20 protein-coding genes and 1 pseudogene are annotated in these 25,533 nt (G+C 40.7%); 17 read left to right on the forward strand and 4 right to left on the reverse strand.

Annotation, left to right across the window (positions count from 1 at the left end; genetic code table 11):
• The first annotated feature begins 607 nt into the window (after window positions 1-607).
• The 12 genes and pseudogenes from thrA (at window position 608) to def (ending at window position 13,664) form a co-directional block, all read left to right on the forward strand.
• The gene (gene thrA / locus AHMF7605_RS15920) at window positions 608-3,052 is read left to right on the forward strand and encodes a bifunctional aspartate kinase/homoserine dehydrogenase I (RefSeq protein ID WP_106930968.1); all 2,445 of its coding nucleotides are present in this window, start codon (window positions 608-610) and stop codon (window positions 3,050-3,052) included.
• A gap of 99 nt (window positions 3,053-3,151) precedes the next feature.
• Window positions 3,152-4,078 carry a homoserine kinase gene (locus tag AHMF7605_RS15925; RefSeq protein ID WP_106930970.1) on the forward strand — a complete coding sequence of 309 codons (927 nt, stop codon included), beginning with the start codon at window positions 3,152-3,154 and terminating at the stop codon, window positions 4,076-4,078.
• 48 nt (window positions 4,079-4,126) lie between these two features.
• The gene (locus AHMF7605_RS15930) at window positions 4,127-4,429 is read left to right on the forward strand and encodes a hypothetical protein (protein WP_106930972.1); all 303 of its coding nucleotides are present in this window, start codon (window positions 4,127-4,129) and stop codon (window positions 4,427-4,429) included.
• A 62-nt stretch (window positions 4,430-4,491) separates the two neighbouring features.
• Complete coding sequence (locus AHMF7605_RS15935) at window positions 4,492-4,872, forward strand: hypothetical protein (protein ID WP_106930974.1); 381 nt, start codon at window positions 4,492-4,494, stop codon at window positions 4,870-4,872.
• 20 nt (window positions 4,873-4,892) lie between these two features.
• Window positions 4,893-5,207 carry a nuclear transport factor 2 family protein gene (locus tag AHMF7605_RS15940; protein WP_199200249.1) on the forward strand — a complete coding sequence of 105 codons (315 nt, stop codon included), beginning with the start codon at window positions 4,893-4,895 and terminating at the stop codon, window positions 5,205-5,207.
• A 229-nt stretch (window positions 5,208-5,436) separates the two neighbouring features.
• The gene (gene thrC / locus AHMF7605_RS15945) at window positions 5,437-6,738 is read left to right on the forward strand and encodes a threonine synthase (RefSeq protein ID WP_106930976.1); all 1,302 of its coding nucleotides are present in this window, start codon (window positions 5,437-5,439) and stop codon (window positions 6,736-6,738) included.
• Window positions 6,739-7,172: 434 nt separating this feature from the next.
• On the forward strand, window positions 7,173-8,357 hold the full coding sequence (locus tag AHMF7605_RS15950; RefSeq protein WP_106930978.1) for a 2-isopropylmalate synthase: 1,185 nt from the start codon (window positions 7,173-7,175) through the stop codon (window positions 8,355-8,357).
• Window positions 8,358-8,365: 8 nt separating this feature from the next.
• The gene (gene leuC, locus AHMF7605_RS15955; protein WP_106930980.1) at window positions 8,366-9,778 is read left to right on the forward strand and encodes a 3-isopropylmalate dehydratase large subunit; all 1,413 of its coding nucleotides are present in this window, start codon (window positions 8,366-8,368) and stop codon (window positions 9,776-9,778) included.
• A 12-nt stretch (window positions 9,779-9,790) separates the two neighbouring features.
• Complete coding sequence (gene leuD, locus AHMF7605_RS15960; RefSeq protein ID WP_106930982.1) at window positions 9,791-10,417, forward strand: 3-isopropylmalate dehydratase small subunit; 627 nt, start codon at window positions 9,791-9,793, stop codon at window positions 10,415-10,417.
• A gap of 155 nt (window positions 10,418-10,572) precedes the next feature.
• Window positions 10,573-10,677: pseudogene (locus AHMF7605_RS30550) on the forward strand (hypothetical protein); the annotation flags it as partial.
• 749 nt (window positions 10,678-11,426) lie between these two features.
• Window positions 11,427-12,626 carry a PQQ-dependent sugar dehydrogenase gene (locus AHMF7605_RS15970; protein WP_106930984.1) on the forward strand — a complete coding sequence of 400 codons (1,200 nt, stop codon included), beginning with the start codon at window positions 11,427-11,429 and terminating at the stop codon, window positions 12,624-12,626.
• 468 nt (window positions 12,627-13,094) lie between these two features.
• A complete protein-coding gene (gene def, locus AHMF7605_RS15975) occupies window positions 13,095-13,664 on the forward strand; it encodes a peptide deformylase (RefSeq protein ID WP_106930986.1) in 570 nt (189 codons plus the stop codon).
• A gap of 245 nt (window positions 13,665-13,909) precedes the next feature.
• Here the strand turns inward: def and AHMF7605_RS15980 are convergent, their stop codons facing one another.
• Together AHMF7605_RS15980 and AHMF7605_RS15985 are read right to left on the reverse strand one after the other, a co-directional pair.
• The gene (locus AHMF7605_RS15980) at window positions 13,910-14,731 is read right to left on the reverse strand and encodes a cyanophycinase (RefSeq protein ID WP_106930988.1); all 822 of its coding nucleotides are present in this window, start codon (window positions 14,729-14,731) and stop codon (window positions 13,910-13,912) included.
• Between the two features lie 223 nt (window positions 14,732-14,954).
• On the reverse strand, window positions 14,955-15,710 hold the full coding sequence (locus AHMF7605_RS15985; protein WP_106930990.1) for a hypothetical protein: 756 nt from the start codon (window positions 15,708-15,710) through the stop codon (window positions 14,955-14,957).
• Between the two features lie 367 nt (window positions 15,711-16,077).
• Here AHMF7605_RS15985 and AHMF7605_RS15990 point away from each other — a divergent pair, with 367 nt between their 5' ends.
• The 3 genes from AHMF7605_RS15990 (at window position 16,078) to AHMF7605_RS16000 (ending at window position 22,202) form a co-directional block, all read left to right on the forward strand.
• Window positions 16,078-17,043, forward strand: coding sequence for a YihY/virulence factor BrkB family protein (locus AHMF7605_RS15990; RefSeq protein WP_106933504.1), 966 nt, complete (start codon window positions 16,078-16,080; stop codon window positions 17,041-17,043).
• A gap of 419 nt (window positions 17,044-17,462) precedes the next feature.
• Window positions 17,463-20,501 carry a T9SS type A sorting domain-containing protein gene (locus AHMF7605_RS15995; RefSeq protein WP_106930992.1) on the forward strand — a complete coding sequence of 1,013 codons (3,039 nt, stop codon included), beginning with the start codon at window positions 17,463-17,465 and terminating at the stop codon, window positions 20,499-20,501.
• A 381-nt stretch (window positions 20,502-20,882) separates the two neighbouring features.
• Window positions 20,883-22,202, forward strand: coding sequence for an LVIVD repeat-containing protein (locus tag AHMF7605_RS16000; RefSeq protein ID WP_106930994.1), 1,320 nt, complete (start codon window positions 20,883-20,885; stop codon window positions 22,200-22,202).
• A gap of 319 nt (window positions 22,203-22,521) precedes the next feature.
• Here AHMF7605_RS16000 and rlmN read toward each other — a convergent pair whose 3' ends face one another.
• Entirely contained in the window at window positions 22,522-23,583 is a 1,062-nt protein-coding gene (gene rlmN, locus AHMF7605_RS16005; protein ID WP_106930996.1) for a 23S rRNA (adenine(2503)-C(2))-methyltransferase RlmN, read from the reverse strand.
• 185 nt (window positions 23,584-23,768) lie between these two features.
• The gene (locus AHMF7605_RS16010; RefSeq protein ID WP_106930998.1) at window positions 23,769-24,194 is read right to left on the reverse strand and encodes an acyl-CoA thioesterase; all 426 of its coding nucleotides are present in this window, start codon (window positions 24,192-24,194) and stop codon (window positions 23,769-23,771) included.
• 191 nt (window positions 24,195-24,385) lie between these two features.
• Here AHMF7605_RS16010 and mnmD point away from each other — a divergent pair, with 191 nt between their 5' ends.
• Both mnmD and AHMF7605_RS16020 read left to right on the forward strand, forming a co-directional pair.
• Window positions 24,386-25,066, forward strand: coding sequence for a tRNA (5-methylaminomethyl-2-thiouridine)(34)-methyltransferase MnmD (gene mnmD, locus AHMF7605_RS16015; RefSeq protein ID WP_106931000.1), 681 nt, complete (start codon window positions 24,386-24,388; stop codon window positions 25,064-25,066).
• A gap of 119 nt (window positions 25,067-25,185) precedes the next feature.
• Window positions 25,186-25,443: a hypothetical protein gene (locus tag AHMF7605_RS16020; RefSeq protein ID WP_106931002.1), complete on the forward strand. Its 258-nt coding sequence runs from the start codon at window positions 25,186-25,188 to the stop codon at window positions 25,441-25,443.
• The last annotated feature ends 90 nt before the right edge of the window (window positions 25,444-25,533 follow it).

Below are 25,533 nucleotides of genomic sequence, written 5' to 3' on the forward strand. Positions count from 1 at the left end.
ATACAGAAGATGTAAATAACATATGTTTCTCTTTCGGATAACAGTGTTGCTTAAAGCGTCGCTAATGTAAAGAACAATTTTTAAAAACCAAAAATTAAGATTTCAATTTTGTTTGAATATTTCAAACTTGGTTTAGAAATTATAAAATCAAAAACGTTATTTCTTAGAATATTTTCAGTAAAAAAGCATTAAAAAGATAATCGTTGATAATTATTAAATAATTAGCCTTCATTTTTGCAAAACAATAAAAAGTGAAACAAAAAACTGCATTACTCAATTTGGTTATAGCTGATTATCAGATAATAATATTATATTTTTACTATTAATTACTTCTTTTTAGATGCCAACCCTATCCGGAACAGGAAATTTTAGTCCTTTATTCTACTATTTACTTATTAAATGTTAGATAAGACTTAATAAAATAGGTAAGTAACTGAAAGTTTTATTCATTTTGTTTTGAGATTTTGAAAATTATCGAGTTTCTTTCGCCGCGCAAAATTTTAAGGTTATTCAGGTAAGTACGAAAATCTTAAATCTATGCCACCCTAATATGGCGCAGTAAGTGTCGTTTCAGGAAAATATAATCTGTTTTTATTTTAAGTTTCACATGATAGTTTTAAAGTTTGGTGGGTCTTCGGTGAGCACTCCGGAGAATATTTTAAAAGTACTGGCGGTGGTAAAATCGCATTCGTCGGTGCATGAGTTAGCAGTGGTGGTTTCTGCTTTTGGTGGGGTTACGGATAGCTTAATTAATACGAGCCGGTTAGCTGAGAAAGGTGATTTAGCTTATAAACAAGAACTCAAAAAACTGGAAGAACGCCACTTGGCTGCCGTTAAAGAACTTATCCACGCTACCCGCCAAAGCGCTATTATTGCCAACGTAAAGTTTTTATTGAACGAGCTCGAAGATATTCTGCAAGGTGTATTTCTGGTAAAAGAACTGAGCTTAAAAACCCTGGATTTTATTTCGAGTTTTGGGGAGCGTTTATCGTCGTACCTCATTGCGGAAGCATTTAAAGAAAACGGTTTACCTGCCTTCGCTGCCGATTACCGGCAGTTGATTGTTACCGACCGAACTTACGGTAATGCCAAAGTACAGTTCGAAGTAACCAATGCTCGCATTAAACAATATTTAACCAACAATCGCGAGTTACCGGTTATCCCGGGTTTTGTAGCTACTACCGAACATGGTGAAACCACTACTTTGGGCCGGGGCGGCTCCGACTATACGGCTGCTATCGTGGCTGCCGCTCTGGACTCGGCTAGTTTAGAAATCTGGACCGATGTAAACGGCATGATGACTGCTGACCCACGCCGGGTAAAAAACGCTATTCCGATTGAGGAGTTATCGTACGAAGAAGCCTTAGAGTTATCTTACTTTGGGGCAAAAATTATTTATCCGCCTACCATTCAGCCGGCATTAAGTAAAAAAATTCCGATTCGGTTAAAAAACACGTTCGAACCGGATGCGCCCGGTACGCTTATTTCCCAAAATCCGCGGAAGAGCGAAGCCCCGGTAAAAGGGATTGCTTCCATCGAAAATATCTCTTTGCTTACTATTTCGGGCAGCGGTATGGTGGGTGCCAGTGGTATTGCCATGCGTTTTTTTGGCGCCTTAGCCACCCAAAAGATAAACGTAATTTTAATTACCCAAGCCTCCTCGGAGCACTCCATTAGCGTAGGTATTAACCAGCGCGACGCTACCCGGGCCCAACTGGCAATTGAACAAGAGTTTCAACTGGAAATGCAGGCTGGCATTGTGGATAAAGTAAATATCCAGAACGATTTAGCGATTTTGGCTTTAGTAGGTCTGAATATGAAAAACACTCCCGGTATTGCTGGTAAATTATTTAGTTCGCTGGGCCGTAATGGTATTAATATTATTGCCATTGCTCAAGGCACTTCTGAGCTTAATATTTCCTGCGTTATCCAGAAAAAAGACGAAGAAAAAGCTTTAAATACTATTCACGAAGCTTTCTTCCTTTCGGATATAAAAACCTTACATTTATTTGTGGTGGGTACCGGTACCGTGGGCGCTACTTTGCTCAAACAAATTAAGAACCAAGCCCCTAACCTTTACAAAACCTTATCTATCGATATTAAACTGATTGGCCTTACCAACAGCAAAAAAGCGGTATTTAACGAGGCGGGAATTCCTTGGCCGAATTGGGAAGAAGTTTTTGAAAATAATAGCCGGGAGTCGAATATAGAAGTATTTGTCGAGCGTATGGCCGAGCTTAACTTACCGAATGCCATATTTGTGGATTGCACCGCTAATCCGGAAGTAGCCGCCACTTATAAATTTTTGTTGGAACGAAGTATTTCCATTGTAACGCCGAATAAAATTGCGGCTTCGAGTAATTACCATACGTACAAAGAATTAAAGAGCCTGGCGGCGAAGCGCGGGGTAAAATATTTGTACGAAACTAACGTAGGGGCTGGCTTACCAATTATTAGCACCTTAAACGATTTAATCCGGAGCGGCGATAAGGTTCTCAAAATTGAAGGTATTTTCTCGGGAACGATGAATTACCTGTTTAATACCGTAAGTGCGGACAAAAAGCTGAGTACCGTGGTGCAGGAAGCCATGGATTTAGGTTACGCCGAACCTGACCCGCGCATTGACTTAAGCGGCAAAGATGTGGCCCGTAAAATTATGATTCTGGCCCGCGAAACGGGTGATAATTTAGAATTGGAGGATGTGCACATTAATCCGTTTTTACCAACCAATTGTTTACAAGACTCCCCAATGGACGAATTCTGGCAAAACCTGCGTTCGTACGAAGACACCTTCGAAACACAACGAGCTGAAGTAGAAAAACAAAACAAAGGCTACCGCTTAGTAGCGTCCTGGGAAGATGGTAAAGCCCGCATAGAACTGCGCGAAGTAGATAAAAGCCATCCGTTTTACTCTGTTTCTGGTTCTGATAATATTATCTTATTTACCACCGAACGCTACAAAATGCAGCCACTGATTGTGAAAGGTTCCGGGGCCGGTGCCGAAGTAACCGCCGCCGGTGTATTTGCCGATATTATCCGGATTGCAAGTTAGGTATTAGTCCATGGTCGATGGTCCATAGTCCATCGACCATGATAAAAAATATATAAAGATTTGTCTGTGGACTATGGACCATGGACTATCGACTAATCTATGAGTAACAGTATTAAAATATTTTCCCCGGCCACCGTTGCGAACGTGGCCTGTGGATTCGACATATTGGGATTTGCGCTCGACCATCCGGGCGATGAAATTCAGGTAAGTTTAAAAGATTCACCGGGTATTACGGTATTAAATCAAACCAAGGACACGGTTTTCCCGGCAGACGTTAATAAAAATACAGCGGTAGTTTCGTTGCAAGCTTATTTATCGCACATGGGTTCGGAACAAGGGTTTGAAATTACTTTTACCAAAAAAATTAAACCCGGCAGTGGTATTGGTTCCAGTTCGGCCAGCGCTGCGGCTAGTGTTTTTGCGGCTAACGAATTATTAGGCAATCCTATCAACAAGGAAAACCTGGTACAATTTGCCATGCAGGGCGAAAAAGCCGCTTGTGGCGTAGCGCACGCCGATAACGTAGCTCCTGCTCTGCTGGGAGGATTTGTGCTGGTTCGCTCCTACGACCCACTGGATATTATTTCTATCCCTTACCCGGAAGAGTTATACTGTACTATTATTCATCCACAAATAGAGGTAAAAACCGAAGATGCCCGCAAAATTTTACGCCAGGGAATTTCGCTGAAAGACGCCGTGAAACAATGGGGCAACGTAGGTGGCTTAATTGCTGGTTTAATGAAAGGTGATTACGCACTTATAGGCCGTTCGCTGGAAGATGCTATTATCGAACCTATTCGTTCTATTTTAATTCCGGGGTATGATGCCGTGAAAGAAGCTGCTTTAGAAGCAGGCGCTTTGGGTTGCTGCATTTCTGGTTCCGGTCCCAGCATGTTCGCCTTAAGTCGTTCTTTAGAAGAAGCAACTCAGATTGCCGCCGCTATGAAAAAAGCCTTTACTCACTACGAAATTGATAATATCGATTATGTATCTAAGGTAAACAGCCAAGGGCCAAAGGTTATTTAGTTGCTGGTTGTTCGTTGTTGGTTATTAGCTAACTTAATCTATAATGTTATGACATATGGAGAATTATTAAGTACCGAAAACTGGCATCTTAAACGAAATAATATTATTAGACGAGATAAGGCTAAATGTACAATATGCGCTAATTTTAGATTATATGATAAAAAGGAATTTGGTTTAGTAAGTGGTATTTCATCATTTAATAAAGGCACTAAACTTTATATTGAATCAAAGTTTAGAGAGGAATTCTTTGTATTCACTTCTAAAAGAAATATTGAGCCTAGCGCAACAATAATAGTCTATGAATACTTACTAAAAGAAGATAAGATAATCAGCTTGATAATTCACAAGTAACATTAGATAAGGATTTTGTATCAATAATAGCTTTAGGCTATTTTAAGGAGGATAATCAAACTGTGTACTTCTTTGATAATAATGTAGATGACGATGTAAAAGCATGTTTTTTAATAAAAGATTTTAATACTATTGATTACAACTCTTTAAAAAATTTGGAAATTATACACATTAAAGGGTTACATGTCCATCATAAGTATTACCAAGATGAATTACTTCCTTGGGAGTATCCAAATGATGCTTTAACAACATTATGTTGGCATTGTCATAAAGAATTACATGAAAATGGGAAATTAAGGTGGTTAGATAAGAATGGCTTAGAAAAAGGCGTTTTAACTAATTGTTCCCGTTGTCATGGTGCGGGAGTGTTCCCCGAATATAAACACGTTAATAGTGGCATTTGCTTTCAATGTCACGGAGCAAAGTATAAAGAATTGGCTTAAATCATTTAAAGCTAACCTACATGAGCACCTTTAGCATAAGAGAACAATTGATAGAAATAGTAAACAAGCTGTTTGTATACACCGACTCCCGGGAATGGCAGAAGATTCAAGAAGAAATTTTTGCCAAAAAAGTTCTGTTTGATATGTCATCATTAGGAGCCGGAGACCCGGCGGAGAAAACATCACAGGAAATTTGCGCTATGTGGAATACCGGCTTTCAGGGAATTGATGCGATTCATCACCAGAGCGGCAACTTTTTAGTAACCGCTACGGAGAATACCGCCACCGTATTTTGTTATGCTATTGCCAACCATTATAAGGAAGCTGCCACGTAAGGCAAAACCCGCGAATTTGTCGGGAGTTACGATATAGGTTTATCTTTAACCGGAAATGGTTGGCGGATTACTGCTTTTAAATATACCGTAAAGTATACCAGCGGAAATGCTTCTTTCGAGTAGAAAGAAATTTTCCAACACTACGACCTTCCGAAAAACTAATAATAAAAATTGATTAAATATTACCTGTGGCCCATTGACTGTGGTCCGTGGACTAAAAACTAGAAATATGTCTTATTACAGTACCAATCAGCAAACCCCGCACGTCAGTTTGCGCGAAGCCGTTACCAAAGGTTTAGCCGATGATAACGGTCTTTTTATGCCTTTAATTATTCCGGAATTGCCGCATAGCTATTTCGAAATTATTCAGGAAAAATCATTACCCGAAATTGCCCTGGATGTATCGGCCACGTTGCTGCGGGGCCAGATTGAAAGAGGTATATTGCAGGAAATTGTGGAAGAAAGTTTGAACTTCCCGATTCCGGTGGTGCCGGTGCACGGCCGCATTCATACCCTGGAATTATTTCACGGACCAACCTCCGCGTTTAAAGATGTGGGCGCCCGGTTTATGGCCCGTTTGCTGGCGCACTTTGTAAAAAACAGCGATAAAGAATTAACTATTTTGGTAGCTACTTCCGGCGATACCGGTAGTGCGGTGGCTAATGGATTTTTAGGGGTACCCGGTATTAAGGTAGTTATTTTATATCCGCACGGTAAGGTCAGCGACATTCAGGAGAAACAATTAACTACTCTGGGCCAAAATATAACGGCTTTAGAAATTGACGGCACTTTTGATGATTGCCAGCGTTTGGTAAAACAAGCATTCCTCGACCAGGAACTGAACCAGCGCATGCAGTTAACCTCGGCTAACTCTATTAACATTGCCCGACTTATTCCGCAATCGTTTTATTATTTTCACGCGTATGCCCAGGTAAAACACTTGAGCGAACGAGTAATATTTGCTACCCCTAGCGGTAATTTCGGCAACTTAACCGGTGGTTTATTGGCTAAACGCATGGGTTTGCCGGTAGCTAAATTTATTGCGGCCACTAACATTAACGACATTGTACCAGAATTTTTAACCAGCGGTATTTTTAATCCGAGGGCTTCTACCCAAACTATTTCCAACGCGATGGATGTAGGCAACCCAAGTAACTTTGTGCGTTTGATGGAATTATACAACCAGTCTGGTGATGCTTTGCGCGAAGATGTAATTGGTTACCGTTTTACCGATGAGCAAACCAAAATGCTGATGCGCGAAGTTTACGAAAACTACGGCTATATTCTGGACCCGCACGGCGCTATTGGCTACGGGGCTATCCGCGATTACCTGGCCACTGACCCAGAGGCTATTGGTTTATTCCTGGAAACCGCACATCCGGCCAAATTTATGGATGTGGTAGAAGACGTAATTGGGCAAAAAGTAATAATCCCGGAAAATCTGCAAGCCGTTATGCAAAAAACGAAGCAATCTACCCGCATGGGTAATAAGTATGAAGACCTAAAAGCCTGGTTACTAGCCCAAGCTTAAGAAAGATTTTAATTTAATTTTGCTCTATGACAAGTAGCTTAAAAATCTTCTCTTGTCTTTATGCCTTGTTTTCTTTTTGGCCATGAGAGAAGGGCAAGGAATAAGACAACTTTCCTGAAGATTATAAATTTTACAAAAACTCAGCGAATAAATTTAAATTTTTCAACGAACCAGAAAGAGTAAATTATTTTTACTAGGTGCGCTTGGATATTTTTAAAAAATTTCCCCATCTTTAGTGAACGGCTTTATTTAAGAATTACGGAAGAGGAGTAAGAAAGCAACAGACCAGCCGTTTAGCAGAATAAAACTGGTTCGTCCAGCGGTATTTTCTGCAATAAAAATTCCTGGCCCTACTGGAATTTCCCGGCACGGCAGGTAAAGTCTGGCAACGTGCCGGCTTTTTGTTGTTTGGATACATTTAATCATTTTCTACCATGAGCGACAAGGTCCATATTTTCGACACGACGTTACGCGACGGCGAGCAGGTTCCCGGCTGCCAGTTAAATACTAAAGAAAAAATTGAAGTAGCGAAGGCCCTGGAAGAACTAGGCGTAGACATTATTGAAGCGGGTTTTCCCATTTCCAGTCCCGGTGATTTTACTTCTATTATTGAAATATCAAAAGCAGTTTCGGAGCCGGTAATTTGCGCGCTAACCCGGGCGAAAAAAGAAGATATTGACTGCGCCGTAGAATCGCTGAAGCATGCCAAACGTAAACGCATCCATACGGGTATCGGCGCTTCGGATATGCATATTCAATACAAATTTAATACCTCGCGCGAAGATGTACTGGAACGGGGGGTGTGGGCGGTAAAATACGCCAAGCAATTTGTAGAAGATATTGAATTTTACGCCGAAGATGCTGGTCGGGCTGATTTACCTTTCCTGGCCCAAATGATTGAAGAAGTAATTGCTGCCGGTGCTACCGTAGTCAATATTCCGGATACTACCGGCTATTGCTTACCCTGGGATTATGGCGCTAAAATTAAATACCTGAAAGAAAACGTAAAAAATATTGATAAAGCCATTATTTCGGTGCATTGCCACAACGATTTAGGTTTAGCTACGGCCAACTCTATTGCCGGAGTAATTAACGGTGCCCGCCAAATTGAGTGTACTATTAACGGTATTGGCGAACGCGCTGGTAACACCTCTCTGGAAGAAGTGGTTATGATTATGAAAAGCCACAAAGAACTGGAATTACTAAACCGTATTAACACACCGCGTATTTACCCGACCAGCCGTTTAGTATCGCGCTTAATGCGTATGCGCGTACAGCCAAATAAGGCTATAGTGGGCGATAACGCATTTGCGCACTCTTCCGGTATCCACCAGGACGGCTTTCTGAAACACCGCGAAACGTACGAGGTAATTGACCCGCACGATGTAGGGGTAGCTGATTCCTCTATTGTGTTAACCGCTCGTAGTGGCCGGGCAGCTTTAAAGCATCGCTTAGAAAATCTGGGTTATTTTGTGTCGAAAGAAGACATTGACGAAATATATCCTGATTACCTAATTATGGCCGACGAGCTGAAAGTTATTCAGGATGAGCATTTAACGGTACTTTTTCAAAAATTGGAAACTAAACGGGAACAAGCCACTGTTAAAACCAACAGCTAATTTCACAGATGAGTATCTCCGATAAGAAAACTTTATTCCAAAAAATCTGGGATGCCCACGTGGTAACCAGTATTCCGGACGGCCCCGATGTATTATACATCGACCGCCATTTGGTGCACGAAGTAACCAGTCCGCAAGCTTTTGCCGGTTTGGAGAAAAGAGGGATTGGCGTATTCCGGACCCAAAATACCGTTGCTACCGCCGACCATAACGTACCTACCATTAACCAGCATCTGCCTATTGTAGAGCCGCTGAGTAAATTTCAGGTAGATAAACTAACGGAGAACTGCGCTAAATTTGGCGTGAACCTGTATGGCTTAGGTCATCCATTCCAAGGTATTGTACACGTTATTGGTCCGGAATTGGGTATTACCTTACCCGGTATGACGATGGTATGCGGCGATAGCCATACTTCTACGCACGGCGCTTTTGGTACTATTGCTTTTGGTATTGGTACCAGCGAGGTGGAGCAGGTTTTAGCCACGCAATGCCTGATGCAGAACAAACCCAAAACCATGCGCATCAACATGGAAGGTGAACTGACAAAGGGCGTACTATCCAAAGATATAATCTTATACATTATTTCGAAGCTCACGATGGGTGGTGCTACCGGTTATTTTGTAGAATATGCTGGTTCGGCCATTCGCAGCCTGAGCATGGAGGCCCGGATGACCATCTGCAACATGAGCATTGAAATGGGTGCCCGGGGTGGTTTAATTGCGCCGGACGATACTACTTTTGAGTATATCCGGGGTCGTGAATTTGCGCCTAAAGGCGATAAGTTTGAAGAAGCCGTAGCTTACTGGCGCACTCTTTATACTGACGAAGGTGCTACTTTTGATGTAGAATATACCTACGATGCCGCTGATATTGCCCCCATGATTACTTATGGCACTAACCCAGGTATGGGTATTAAAATTGACGAAACTGTACCCACGCTGGCCGATATTAAAGAAGAAAGCAACCGTACTTCTTTCGATAAATCTTTGGCTTATATGGGTTTGCATCCTGGCGAATCGTTACTGGGCAAGGAAATAAATTACGTATTTATCGGCTCCTGCACCAACTCGCGCATCGAAGACTTACGTCTGGTAGCCAAATTTGTAAAGGGCAAACACAAAGCACCTAATATTAACGCTTTGATTGTACCAGGCTCGAAACAAGTAGAACAACAAGCCCGCGAAGAAGGCATTGATGTAATTTTCAGGGAAGCCGGTTTTGAGTTACGTGAACCAGGCTGCTCTGCTTGCCTGGGCATGAACGAAGACAAAGTTCCGAAAGGCGAATACTGTATTTCTACTTCTAACCGTAACTTCGAAGGCCGCCAGGGACCTGGTGCCCGTACGTTACTGGCTAGTCCGCTTACGGCGGCGGCTACAGCTATTGCGGGTAAAATAACGGATGTTCGGGAATTAATTTAAAGGCTGCGACTCATGGAAAAATTTGTAAAAATAACTTCAACTGCAGTTCCCTTACCGATTGAAGACATTGACACCGACCAGATTATTCCGGCCCGGTTCCTGAAAGCCACTACCCGCGATGGTTTCGGCGATAACTTATTTCGCGACTGGCGTTACGATAACCAAAATAACCCAAAATCGGACTTTGTACTAAACAATCCGCAGTATAATGGTAAGATATTGGTAGCCGGTAAAAACTTTGGTTGCGGCTCTAGCCGCGAGCACGCGGCCTGGGCCATTAACGATTACGGTTTTAAAGTAGTTATTTCCAGCTTTTTCGCCGATATCTTCAAAGGCAACGCTCTGAACAATGGTTTGTTACCTGTGCAGGTGTCTGAGGATTTCCTAGCCAATGTTTTTGCGCATATTTTCGAAAATAAAGATACTCAACTGGAAGTAGACCTGGAAACCCAAACCGTACGGATTGTCGGGACTGACATAGTAGAGAAATTTGATATTAACCAGTATAAAAAAACCTGTCTGATTAATGGTTATGATGATATCGATTACCTTTTAAGCCTGAAAGATAAAATTGAAGCCTACGAGAAAACCAGTAAATACTTAAGCCTGGTAGATTTAAAGCAAGAAGTAGAAGCGTAAAATTTAAAAGTTTACTTACAGTACAAAGCCAGTTCTGCGGAACTGGCTTTTTTGTTGACTGATAGCAGAAACTAGCGGCTAGGCCGGCAGTATTTTATTACCCGTTAAGCGACCGTGAAAAAGAAGTTTTACATTGGCTTGTCAATGGCTACAACTACAAAATGGTGGTCACCCAACTTTTTATTTCTTTGGAAACCGTACGGATCCACGTAAAAAAATTTACGAAAAACTACAAGTCAACTCTAAATCAGAAGCGGTAACTAAAGCTTTTAAGGATAATATTCTTTAATATTTACGCAAAAGCCGTTTCGGGCGGGTATAAACAGCGGCACTAACTCGTATCACTGTACTTACCTGTATCACTGTACTACTTGGCAGCTTTGGTGTAGTTCTATTCTTTAACTAACCGTTTCATTATTTAACCATTTATCCTCTTTGATTCTTGTCTCAGTCTTCTTTTCCTACTACCGCTAGATAGACTCAAACCAATCACCCTTATAAATCGTTTATCCTGGTAAACTAATATTAAATAATAGCAACAATCCAGACGTAGCTGTTAGTCGGCAGCAAAGAGTAATGAATACCTGTTTAGCCGTGGAGGGCCTTTAAGGCCCTTATGCAAAGCCTTATTTTAGAAGTAAGAAATAAGAAACAGTCGCTTTTTTGCTTCTAGAAACTACGATTAGTACGCCAAAACAGAAATAAAAAAGAAGCTAGAAAAGCCGTAGCTAAAAAGAACAGATACCAGTCGGGACAACGAGGACCTGCTAGTTTTCCGGTGGCATAGCCATTCTGACGATAGGAGGAAAGGAAAAGTAGCCCGTCCGAGTGTCCCGACGAGGCCCGCCGGCCACGAGGCAAACAGGTTACTTCTCAAACCGTATTAGCACCAGACCCTGGAAACTTAAAAAGGCTTCACGAAACAAAACTTAATTTAAAATAACCCTAGGTTATCCTCGTTAAAAAACAGAGCACCTAACCAGAAAAATTCACATTATTAAAGAGAGCCATGAAGAAGTTGCGAATACTAATTAGCCTGAGTTTACTTATTAGCCTACTAAGCTGCGAAGTAAATAAATCAGATGATAACACTCCCGATCCTAACGTAATCGTTCCGGCTCCAGCTGATTATACCCTGGCAGAAGCCTTTCCGACCCTTCGGTTTGAAATGCCCGTAGAATTAACCAGTCCCGCAGATGAAACAAATCGAATCTTTGTAGTTTCGCAGAAGGGTAAAATTCATGTATTCCCTAACCAGGAAACAGTTGCTAATGCGCCGGTATTTCTGGACTTAAGTACGAAAATAGTTTCCGGCGGCGAACGGGGCTTACTCGGGTTAGCCTTCCATCCGGATTTTAAAACCAATGGCTACTTCTACGTGAACTATACGCGCGGCAACCCTCTGGAAACGGTAATATCCCAGTTTAAAGTAAGTGCTGCCGACCCGAACATAGCCGACCCGAACAGCGAACAAGTTTTGTTAACCTACGCGCAACCTTACGATAACCACAACGGCGGTAAAATTGCCTTTGGTAACGATGGCTATTTATACATTGCTTCCGGCGACGGCGGCAGTGGCGGTGACCCGCAAAATAACGCTCAGAACCGCCAAAAGCTATTAGGCAAAATTCTACGAATTGATGTGAACGCGACTTCCGGCAACCTACCCTACGCTATTCCCGCCGACAATCCCTATAAAGGCAACACTGAAGGTTTTCGGGAAGAAATCTATGCGTATGGTTTGCGAAATCCCTGGCGTTTCAGTTTCGACCGGCCAACGGGAACCTTGTGGGCCGGCGATGTAGGGCAAAATAACATAGAAGAAATCTCCATTATTAAAAAAGGCGGGAATTACGGCTGGAAAATCCGGGAAGGTAATACTTGTTACGGAGCGGCTACTTGCGACTCAACCGGCCTGGAAGAGCCTATCTGGAGCTACCCGCAAAATACCGAAAACGGGCGCTCCATAACGGGTGGCTTTGTTTGCCGCGACAAAAATTTAACCGGCCTAGAGGGAAAATATATTTACGGTGATTATGTATCGGGGAATATCTGGGCTTTAACTTTTGATAACAATACGGCGGTTAAAAATGAATTAATTACGAAAGTTGCGGATGGCATTTCTTCCTTTGGCGAAGATAGTCAGCAAGGGCTTTACGTGGTAGGGCATGCCAACGGTAAAATCTATAAGTTTACCAAGAAAATGTAAAGAAACCTTAACCGTAAAAAAGTTATACCCTCTTTGGGCTAGTATAAACTTTAAGTTAGTATAAAAAAGGAAAGTGCCGGTTTTTAAATTGGCGCTTTCCTTTTTTATACCTAGTTTTTTCATTCTTTCTAGCTGAAAACCTTTTGGCCTTAATTTCTAATTAGGCCAGGCACTAATTACTATTATCTGTTCTGATGTATAGTTTATTTATTTCTTCACATTCATAGCATTTAGCAAAAAGTTCTGTACGAGATAGTTAAAAACTCTTACTTGTTACTATAAAACAGTAATATTCTTGCCTTATTAACGTTTTTTTGGATAGCTGAGCTAAAGTACAGTAAAACTTCTTTGAATTTCTTCTTAATTTTGCCGGCAGCATTCGGAATAAGTTTTACCAGAACCTATCTTATTCTGCGAATGTTTTAATCTACTATATAGTATTTAATATCAGAAAGTGCTTTTTTAATTATGATATATCCGATTACGGCTTACGGTGACCCGGTTTTACGCTCCAAAACCAAAGAAATTACAGATGATTACTCGGACCTGAAAAAACTGGTAACCGATATGTATGATACAATGTACCATGCCCATGGAGTAGGCTTGGCTGCTCCCCAGATTAGTAAAGGTCTGCGTTTATTTGTTATTGATTCGGCGCCGTTTGAAGAAGATGAAGAGAAGAAAAAATTAGCCGTGAAACAAGCCTTTATTAATCCGCAAATTTTAGAAGAAAACGGCGACGAATGGGCTTTTGAAGAAGGGTGTTTAAGTATTCCGGGCATCCGGGAAGACGTTATCCGGCCGGCGAATGTCATTATCCGGTATTTTGATGAAGATTGGAATAAACACGAAAAAACCTTTAACGGCATGGTAGCCCGCATTATCCAGCACGAATACGACCACATTGAAGGCGTTTTATTTACCGACCATTTATCCGGTTTCCGGAAACGGCTGCTAAAAAGTAAGCTTACCAAAATAAGCAAAGGCGACGTAGATGCCGATTACGTGATGCGCTTTTACAACGGCAAAAAACTTTAAATTTTACTCCGGCCAAAACCATTTTAGTAACCACTCCATTTCTATCATTCTGAAAGTATTTATTTATTTTAAATCTCGCTTTGATCAGGTTCTTTTTGAATGACGTAAGAGAAAGTTTTTTATTATTGCTGTATAAGCACTTCGACGCAATTAGTGTAGACTATAATTTGTTATAAATTCTTAATTTTCGAAAGCTTACCCATCGAGCAACAAGCCACTACTAACGAATAACCACTTATTGAAATTTAACTATTAGTATCAGTAACTTGCCGGGGAATAGGTTGTAATCTTCTGTCGGATAAAGAATAGCAGTGCCCTTCTACGAGTAAGTGCATAACCAAATGCTCCACCGCAATAGGTGAACCGTAGGCTACTTCATCAATATTGCAATACTCAATCTGGCTGCCGTCGATAATGGTTACTACGCCCGGCCCGAATACCTCTACCAGATCACCTTCTTTAATAATAACCCCGGTTTCCTCGCCGAGCCCAATGCCGATATAATCCGGCCATTTAGCAATGGCCACCGCTAAGCGGCCAAACCGGCCCCGTTCCGTAAAATGCGAATCAATGTATACTTTCTGCACGAACGATAAGCCGGAACAAGTTTTCGTTTCTCCTTTTACTAACGAATTTGAACCATAGCCTTCGTAAATCATGCGATTTGAAATAGCACTAGCCCCAGCGCTGGTACCGGCAATTACAATTTCTTCTTCGCGGTAACGCTGCTGCATTATTCGTTGCACCTCGGTATCCAGCAAAAACTGGTTAATGCGGCGCTGGTCACCGCCGGTAAAAAAGAATACATCCGCCCGGCGAATCCGTTCTAAATACTCCGGCTTATCGGCTTCGTTCTCTTCATCAATGTGCATTACATTCGCATTTTTTAAGCCTAACTCCACAAATGCTTCCTGATACGCTACGCCTGATTCCTGAGGAGAAGGAGCAGCGGTAGTAATTACTTCCACTACTGAACGGGCGTGGCAATAGTCGGCCCGGATGAGTTGCAGCAAGCCATCATCGTCGCCGCCGCCAAGAGCAATTAAAGTACCTTTGGGTTTTACCATGCGCTATTTTTCTAAAAATTCCTAAGAAACCTTTTTTGCATACTTGTTCCGGGAGCAACAGGTTATCTATAGCTGCAAAATATAGTTCAAGAAATTTTAGTTCTGATTATCAACTAGCTTACGGACAGTATTTAGGGAGAAATCAGCATTGGTTTGCTTACTGCCAATCCTTGTATGCCCACTAATTATTATAGGCATAAACACTTATTAATACCAGAGAAAATTACTTTACTAGAGCCTTGTTCACCGGTGTAGGACTATTAAAAAGATCACTGTTTACATTCTGACTCACCACAATATCTTTCATATTCATTTTTTCGTCGCCGCGGCCGGAAGAAATCATTATTTTGCCGTACTTCTGATAATTTGTCCAAGGCCGGGTAAATCCAGGTTTTTCGTCGGTAGCATTCTTAAAATAAGACCACTCCGTAACCAGACCTGATTTTTTATCGACGGCTATAATGTAGCGGTTATTCGTGGTAACGCCCACGTTTTGAAAAGTAAGTTCTATTAAATCGGCATCGGCGCCGGCTTGGGTTTTTCCTTCACCTTTATATTTAAGCGTAACGCCATTATCCCGGAGCTTAAACGGCATGAGAAACCAATACGAATTGTTTGCCCAAACGGCATATTGCTTATTCAATATTTCCTGGCGTTTCGCTTCATCGGCCAACACTTTACCTTTACTATAAACGGTTCCTTGTTTGATATTTAAATCCGAAATAACTACCAAGGTATCTTTTTCATAGCGAAACTTATTTTCGTATTTATCCCAGATGTGGTATTGATCCCGCCAGCTCCAGGCAATAAACCGGGTGTTGTTCCAATTCTTTGCGCCCCCCATATTTTTAATTACTTTGTCGGCAAGCGTAATGGCTTGGTCGTCGGAACCATTGTTCGGGTTTTGGGCCATTATAAAGCCGGGTAGTAAAAGAAAGACTCCGATGAGGTAAAACCAGTTGTTCGTTTTCTGAAGCATATAGTTGAAGCGTTTTATTTCAGAACTTTTAACCGAATAAAGATAGAAAAACGAATGGGAAATCGAGCATTAGAGTATTCCCTCTTTTATGAACACTAAGTATTTACCTTCACTCCGGAACACTTCTGTTCTTATTTATACTTCAGATGTAATGGAAAAGGCTTTCTTTTTCATAATAGAGGAACAAAAATTAACCCAAGTAGCGTGGCTTGCGTAAGGGTGCAAGGATAAGGTAAGCCCTCAGAAGGAAAAAATGTTCCGTTAAATGTTTTTTGAAATAAATAAAACAATTAACGGCCATTTAACTTTAGGGTGGATAAAAGGGCAAAGCCGACTCATTGATTTGAATAATTTATTTTTTACTAAAATGGCAAAATATACTTTTAAAGATATACTGGATATAGGTAAGCATTCAGTATCAGAGTTCATGGAGAATAATTCTTTCCGATTAGCCGCTGCTCTGTCCTATAACACTATTTTTGCTTTACCACCTTTGTTATTGATTATTATAACTGCGGCCAGCACCTTTTTAGGCGATGTAGATTGGTCGGGTAAATTGGCGCTTCAAATTCAGGGAATGATTGGAAAAGACGGTGCCGCCGAAGTACAGAATATGGTGAATAATATTAACCGGAACGATGCGAAAGGGATTATGGGAGCGGTTGGTATTGCGGCGCTTATTTTTACAGCTACAACTTTTTTCATAACGCTGCAAGATTCCCTTAATACCATCTGGAACGTAAAAGCCAAGCCCAAAAACAATATTATGAAAGTAGTAAAGGACCGGTTTTTATCTTTCGGATTAATAATAAGTATATCCATACTTATGTTAATATCTTTTGTAATAAGCGCTGTTTTAACTATTATGATGGATTTTCTGACCCGGTTCCTTCCGGATGTAGCGGTTATTGTGATGCAGTTGGTTGATATTGCTTTTTCAACGGGTTTTATTACCTGCTTATTTGCGTTAACTTTTAAATACTTACCCGATGCTGTTATCCGGTGGAAAGATGTTTGGGTAGGTTCATTTTTAACGGCGCTGCTTTTTGTATTGGGCAAATATTTAATCGGCTTTTATTTAGGAAATAGCGATGTTGCTTCGGCTTATGGGGCAGCTGGTTCGGTTATTATTATATTGGTTTGGATTTATTATTCTTCGTTGATCATCTTTTTTGGCGCTGAGTTTACCCAGGAGTACGCCAACCGATTTGGTGAAAGGGTACGCCCTAAATCGCATGCCGTTGAAGTAGAACTCCGGGAAGTAACGCACGAAGATAGCTACGACAGCCAAGCCGGACGGCCACCGGCTCAAGGCCGCTTTCGCAAAGAATAGAGCATTGTAATTAAACAAAACTACTTTTACTTTAGAAAAAAGGAAACCCGGTTTAAACCGGGTTTCCTTTTTTTATGCTTGCTATATTTCATTTACCGGCAGAGGCGGTTAAACAACTACTCATAAAAAACTCTTTACCAGAACGCACCTAAATATCCCACTATTTTTAAAGCACCCAATTTACAATCCATATAATAGCTTCTAAAAAGTGCGTATTCAGCTTGTTTTAAAATTAATATAAAATTCATTATATAAAAAGCAACAAATATATACTTTTTAAAATAATTGGCATGATTATTCTTGCTTTAGCCTTGTATTATCAGGTTTTCTGTTGATGAAAGATAAAGACCTTCCATTTAAGTTTTAACATAAAATTTATTAGCTCTCCTACTCCATAAATTACTTATTCGTTATAGCCTATGTTATGTAAACCTTTACACGATTTAACCAGAAATAATTTTTATTCCACTTTAGTAGGTCTAATTAGTCTTTTCTGTTCTCTTTTAGCTTTTTTGCCTTCTGGTCAGGCTCAAAATGTAGACCCGAATTTTAAACCATCGGTATACAGCAAGTATGAAATGGATGGGCAAATTTTGGCAAGTGCGCTACAAACTGCTGATCGTAAGCTGATCATTTCCGGTGATTTTACGGTAATTGATGGTTCCAGCCGAAAGTCATTAGCCCGTTTAAATGCTGATGGCAGCCTGGATTTAAGTTTTAATCCGGGTACTAGTGTGAATGATAATATTTATTCTATTGCCTTGCAACCTGACGGTAAAATTCTTATTGGTGGTTTATTCACCGAATACAATGGCCGGCTGCAAAATAAAATAGCCCGCTTAAATAAAAATGGCACCTTAGATACTACTTTTCATTCAGGTCAAGCGGCGGCAAATAATTTTGCTATTGGTACCGGCCCTGATAACTACATTAATGCCATTGAACTGCAAGCCGATGGTAAAATTATAGTAGGTGGCTATTTTACTACTACAAATGGCTTTTACTTAAGCAAAATTGCCCGCCTTAACCCCGATGGTACTATTGATACTACTTTTAACCCCGGTTACGGCGTAAACAATACGGTAAATACCGTGGCAGTGCAGCCAGATGGTAAAATAATAATTGGTGGTTCTTTTACGGCTGTAAACAAGATTAGCCGTGTCCGGATTGCCCGTCTTAATTCCGACGGAAGTTTAGATACTTCCTTTGATGTGGGTATGGAAGTAAGTTCCGATGCTACTACCAAATTAGATAAAGTAGTGCTGCAGCCGGATGGCAAAGTATTAATTGCCGGAGATTTTGTTTCGGTAAAAGGTTCGCCGCAGCGTTATTTTGCCCGCATTAACGCCGATGGCAGCTTAGATCCTGAATTTAACGCAGGTAGTGGTGCCGATGGTGTGGTAAACTATCTACTCCAGCAACCCGATGGTAAAATAGTGCTGGCCGGCGAATTTACTACCATTAACAATACTTCCAGCCAGCATATTGCCCGGTTAAACCCGGATGGTACCATAGATGGGAGCTTTAATCCAGGTACCGGGGCTGATGGTAAAATCGTTACGTTGGCTTTATTTCCGGATGGCAGCATTGCAGCGGCTGGCAGCTTTACTTCTTATTCCGATGTAGAATGCCAGAATATAGTGCAGGTAACTTCGGTGGGAAAACTGAATACGCAGTACAACATCGCTAAAGGTAATCGCAGTAAAGTAAAAACCATGTTAATTCAACCGGATGGGAAAGTACTTATTGGGGGCAACTTTGCTACGGTAACGGGATTCTCTCGTAATTTTGTGGCCCGGTTAAACTCGAACGGTACTTTAGATAGATCTTTTAATGCTGGCAAAGGACCTAATGATTTTGTGAATGCTTTGGCTTTACAAGCGGATGGTAAAGTAATAGTAGCTGGTAATTTTATTGCCGTTAACGACGACAGCAGTTATACTTACCTTGCCCGATATAATGCTAACGGTAGCTTGGATAACACATTTTCTCCCCAGATAGATGCGGTAATTGAAGCAGTGGCTGTACAACCCGACGGCCGTATTTTAATTGGTGGCAATTTCACGAAGGTAAATAATCAAACCCGGTCCCGGATTGCGCGCTTAAATGCTGATGGCTCTCTGGACGAAAGCTTCACGTTTGCTACCGGAATAAATAATGCTGTAACCGCTATCCTAGTGGATGCTGACGGTAAAATTGTGATAGGTGGTACTTTTACCAAGGTAAATAATAGCAACCGCAAATACCTCGCTCGTCTTTCTTCGGATGGGCATCTGGATGCAGATTTTTATTCCGGTACTGGTCCGGATGGTGCCGTGAAAGCTCTGGTACAGCAACCCGATGGTAAAATCATCTTTGCCGGATTATTTTCTAATTTTAATGGGGAGAGTAAGAAAAATATTGCCCGTTTAAATACTGATGGCTCCCTGGATGCTACTTTTAATACTAAAACCGGTATTAATAATGCCATTTATACTGTATTACTCCGTTCGGATGGCCGGATAATGGTAGGTGGTATGTTTACCGAGGTGGATGGCGTGGTTAGGAACCGTGTGGCCCGGTTAAAAGCTAATGGCAACCTGGATCCTACTTTTGATCCGCGGGTAAAAAGTAATATTGGCACTAATCGGGAAGTAAATACTTTGGCTCTTCTGCCCGATAATCGCCTGTTATTAGGTGGATACTTCACTTCTATTGCAGGAAAAGGCCGTACCCGAATTGCAATGCTATCGGCAAAAGCATCCCAAATGATCAATATGCCTGTTATAGAAAGCATGACAGAACAAAGCAACCCTTTAACTATCACCGCCACTGCTTCATCCGGTTTAACCGTAAATTTAGCAGTAGTTTCCGGTCCGGCCGTTATAGAAGGAAATACATTAGTAGTTACGGGCCCGGGTGAAGTTAAAGTGAAAGCCACTCAACCCGGTAACGAGGATTTTGAAGCTGCCCCAGCAGTGGAACGTTCTTTCTGCGTAAGCCCAGCCAAACCATCTATTACCGTAAATGAAAATGTATTTACTTCCAGCAGTGATACGGGTAATCAATGGTATTATAATGGGGAACCTATTGCTAATGCTACTGGTAAAACTTATACTGCCACAAAAGCAGGAGGATACACAGTTGTAGTAGCTGCTGGCAGTTGTGCTTCCGTAGCTGCGGATGGTCAGACTATAAGTGAAGAATTATTAGAAGAGTTAAAACCTATTACGGCTCTTACGGCTTATCCAAATCCTGCAACCAATTATTTAAAGTTAAAAGGCAGCAACATCGGACCTGGACAAATAGCTATAACTTTTTACGATGCCGCTGGCCGTAGAGTAGGACAAGAACAAGTTGTAAGCTCTACTAAAAATTTAAATTTAACTGTATCGGTGGCACATTTACCCCGCGGATACATGATTTTACAAGTAATTACCCCCAATGGAGTTATTCGCACGCCGTTTGTATTAAAGTAAATTACCTAAACCAAAAAGAAAAGCCGCTCATCATGAATCTGATGGGCGGCTTTTCTTTTTTGGCTTAAATCCTGAATTATAGGACATACTGCAAACCACGAAAACAACTAACTATTTAGGGCAAAATTTATTCTTTTAAGCTTGCAACCAAACCATCTTCAGATGGGTCATTTATCTGAAAACCTGTTTTTTGTAAAAATCCTGAATTACCATAATTCAATCATTAAGTTCTTAGTCAAGCTGGTTTACCATGCTACTATTATCCTGAAAATGGATGTATACAGGATTATCTTTTTTTACTACTGGTTACGGATTATTGAACCATTGTTGTTGATCAGTTAAGGCGCCTTACTCCTTTTGTATTATTGTAATTTTCTGCAGATGTTGAAACGTTATCTACTTTCCCTGATTTTTAGCCAACCTACTATATATGGTTTGTTTATTCTGGCTACTTGGCTCTTAGCTGGTTGTACCGACCAATGCGAAGGCACTTACACGTACAAAGTATACGAACCTGTTTACCAAACCCGGGCTGAATTGTTGGCGACAATTGGTTCCCGGCCGGCTGAACCGCTCCAAAATACAGGCAAAATTTACGCCATAGGTGACTATATTTTAGTGAATGAGGTAAACAGAGGCATCCATGTAATTGATAACAGTAACCCCAGCAAACCGCAAAATAGTAGCTTTATTTCTATACCCGGTAATGTAGATATGGCTGTCCGGAACCAGGTGCTGTACGCCGATGCTGCTTCTGATTTAGTAGTTTTTGATTTTAGTAACCCTATTACCGTAAAACTTAAAAAACACATAGAAAATGTTTTTGAACCTGCCCCAATCTTTTCCTCTTCGGGAGCTATAATACCCCTTGATCCAAGTAAAGGTTTGATAATTGATTATAAGGAGAGAGTAATAACGGAAAAGCGCAAGTGTGATGAGATAGTGCCAAATAACAATGTATTAGTGAACGATGGTGCGGTAAACTTCCTGAACAATAATGTAAAATCTAACTACACCAGCGGTTCCACAGGGCAAGGAGGCTCTATGGCTCGATTTACCATTAATGGTAATTACCTCTATACAGTAGGTTCCAGTAAAATGGATATTTTTAACCTAGCCGATCCCGGTAATCCACAGAAGGGAACTCCGGTCATTTTGGGCGGTGGCATTGAGACTATTTTCCCGTATCAAAATAAGTTATTTATTGGTTCAAACGCTGGTATGCTTATTTATAGTCTGGCAAACCCTGCTATTCCTACTTATCTTGGTAGCTACTCGCATCTAAAAGCTTGCGACCCCGTGGTAGTAGAAGGGAATTACGCCTACGTTACCTTACGCACCAACACTACCAATTGGTGCGGCAGCACAAATACCAACCAATTAGATGTAGTAGATATAAGTAATACGGCAATGCCTCAAATCCGGAAAACGTATCCAATGCAAAACCCCCACGGACTGGGTATTGATAAAAGCACGCTATTTATTTGTGAAGGCAGTTACGGCTTGAAAGTGTTTGATGCTAGTAACCCAGATAAAATAACCGCAAATCAATTAAGTTATCTGAAAGATTGGCATGCTTTTGATGTAGTTCCTTTAGGCAAAAATTTGCTGGTTGTAGGCGAAGATGGTTTCCGGCAATACGAGTATTCTGACCCAAAAAATTTAAAGTTTTTGAGCAAGATTTCAGTAGTAAAAAAATAATTATTTAAAGCTTTGTATTCCTAAAATACTGCTACTAATGTAAACAAAAGGCCTAAATTGACGATAATTAGTTTTAATCAATTACAAATAAATACTAAACATTTAATAATAAATTAACAATTTAATTATAAATTATTTATAAATATTTGTTTTTTATTGCGTCAATTTAATATCTTTGCATCCACTCAGAAGTACAGAAAACCTCAGAAGTTAGATTTCAGATTTATAAAGATTTTGCTTTACTTGTTCACTGTTCAAATGAAAGCGCCTGGTAAAATTACCAGGCGTTTCCTTTTATATAAAGCTAGAGAATTCTAAATTAAACTGCTTGTTCTTCTTTAGTAGCTAATTGCCCGCAGGCAGCATCTATATCTTTACCCCGACTGCGGCGCACATTCACTTGTACACCTCTATCGGCCAGATAATACACAAACTTAGATAAATGGTCGTCGTCGGTATTTTTAAACAAGGCCGCTGCAATAGGATTGTATTCGATAATATTTACTTTACACGGAATGACTTTCGTAAAGCGATATAATTCTTCGGCATCTGCTAAGGTATCGTTAAAGTTTTCGAACACGATATACTCGTAAGTAACTTTCCGGCCGGTAACTTGATGATAATATTGAAGCGCTTCCGTTAACGCAGCCAGCGAATTGGTTTCGTTTATCGGCATTATTTCGTTGCGTTTTGTATCGTTAGCCGCGTGTAAGGACAAAGCTAAATTAGCTTTAATATCATCATCGGCCATTTTTTTGATCATTTTGGCAATCCCCGCGGTACTTACGGTTATCCGCCGGGCAGCCATATTCAAACCATCTGCCGATGAAGTAATCCGGTCAACAGCTTTCATTACGTTGGCATAATTGAGTAATGGTTCACCCATACCCATAAATACAATATTCGTTAATGGAATACCGTATGCATCCAAACTCTGTTGATTAATTAATACTACCTGATCGTAAATTTCGGCGGCCTCCAGATTACGTTTACGCTCCATGTAGCCGGTAGCGCAAAATTTACAGGTTAACGAGCAACCAACCTGGCTCGATACGCAAGCGGTTTTCCGCTCGTCGTGCGGTATTAAAACGCCCTCAACTATATTACCATCATACAATTGAAAAGCAGATTTAATAGTACCATCCTTGCTGCGCTGTTGTTTAGCTACCCGCACCGTATTAATGGCAAAATAAGCATCTAATTTTTCGCGCAGAGGCAACGAGATATTGTTCATCTCACTAAACGACCGGGCAGCATGCTTCCAAAGCCATTCGTACACTTGTTTGGCCCGAAAAGGTTTTTCGCCGTTTTCGGTAAACCAATTTTTAAGTTCGTCCAGCGAAAGTTTACGGATATCGTTCTTTTTACTCGTGGTTATCATGCTACAAAAATATAAAATATATCAGGCTTTTACTCAAAAGGTTGTAATTGCCAATTTAAAACAACTATCCAACCAAACGCTTTTACCCGATATATAAGCCAAACAAAACCCGGAAGCCAATAGTTGCAGGCGCAAATTTGTTTTCGGTTAAACTAAAATATAAACAGAAACTCCCTTGCCAGCAATTAGAAAACTTCCATTCTAGCTCGTACTTCCGTCGATACCGACATTACCTTACGGGTAGTATAGTTAAAGCACAGCATACCAGTTTTAGCGTACGCGATAGGTTTACTATTTTGGTTCGTTACGTGGTATATTAAATCAAAGCCGTATTTTGTAAAGTCACGAGGAGCTATTTGCACGATAAGCGTATCGCCTAGGAAACCTTCGCCTTTATATTCAATGGCTACATCGGCCATAATTAAAAAACTGCCGCCAATTGCTAATTCAGAATAACCCATTGATTGCAGGTATTGTAGCCGGGCATCGTGCAGAATACTTAATAAAGCATCGTTTCCCAGATGTCCGCCGTAGTTAATGTCCGAAACCCGTACCTTTATTTCGGTTAAAAAGGAGTACGTAGGGGGTAAATCAATTTTTATTCTGGCCATGGTGTTAGTTGCAAGTTGCAGGTTGCAAGTTATAAGTTGCAGGCTGAAAAAGCAGATAGTTAATTGAGGTTTAACGATTGAAAATTATCCAGTAAAACTAATTTGAGTAAGAACCAAGCGCCTTTTATTGTAGCTACACAACTTAAAACTCATAATAGATAACCTGTAACTTGCAACCTATCACTAACTCCATGAAAACAGAGATCCGGCTCACGAAAGATGGTTCTGTTACCTTATACGTACCAGAATTAAACGAGCATTATCATTCTATAAACGGGGCTTTACAGGAATCGATGCACGTATTTATCCGGGCCGGTTTAGAATATGCCTGGCAAAACCAATCGGAAGTAAGCATTCTGGAAGTAGGTTTTGGTACGGGTTTAAATGCCTTACTTACTTTAGAGCAAACGTTGCTAAATTCTAAAAAAGTTTATTACCATACCCTGGAAAAGTATCCCTTAGCGCCGGATTTGATAAAACAAATGCATTTTGAGCAATTTATCTTTAATGTTCCCTTATTACATTTTTTACCCGTATTACATACTTCTCCCTGGAACGAACCTGTAATTATTACCCCCGATTTTACCCTTTTAAAATCGGAAGCCGACCTGCGGCCCTACCTTTTGCCACCTAACCGTTATACAATTATTTATTTCGATGCTTTTGCTCCCGAAAAGCAGCCCGACCTCTGGACAGATGAAATTTTTAAAAAACTATATGCTGCCTTAAAAACTAATGGTTGCCTGGTAAGTTATTGCGCGAAGGGCAGTTTTAAACGCAGTTTAAAAGCCGCTGGCTTTACCGTAGAAGCATTAGCTGGTCCCGCCGGAAAACGCGAAATGACCCGGGCTTTAAAAAATAACTTTTCTTAAAACAAGTTTCCAGCTTCTAATAACTCTAAAACTTGTACCACTACTATCCGTTTGATACGAGAAATTAACGTATACCTGTTACCCGCTCGTCCTGGCATTTCACCTAAAAAAACATAACTATGTCTAAGAATAAAAATAAACCGCAGAAAGGAAATAAGAAGAAAAAAGGTAAAAATAAAGTTTCTGATCTAATCGCCGATGCCATTGCTGATTTAGTCCGCAAGAGCACAAAAAAAATCATTAAATCGTTAGAGAAGAAAGGCAGTAATTTGGCAGGTGCGTTAACTCCGGCTATCTTAAAAATATACAATGGAGGCGAAACCGCACTGAAAGAAAAAGCTTCTTCCGGACAAGAAGCGCAACCCGACAAAGAATGATCAACGGATAAAAAGCCCTGAGTTAAAAAATAAAAAGCTATTTTACGGAAAGTTATAACCTTATAATTTTCTGCTGAAACGCGACTTGTT

The sequence above is a fragment of the Adhaeribacter arboris genome (assembly GCF_003023845.1).
Classification (GTDB): Bacteria; Bacteroidota; Bacteroidia; order Cytophagales; family Hymenobacteraceae; genus Adhaeribacter; species Adhaeribacter arboris.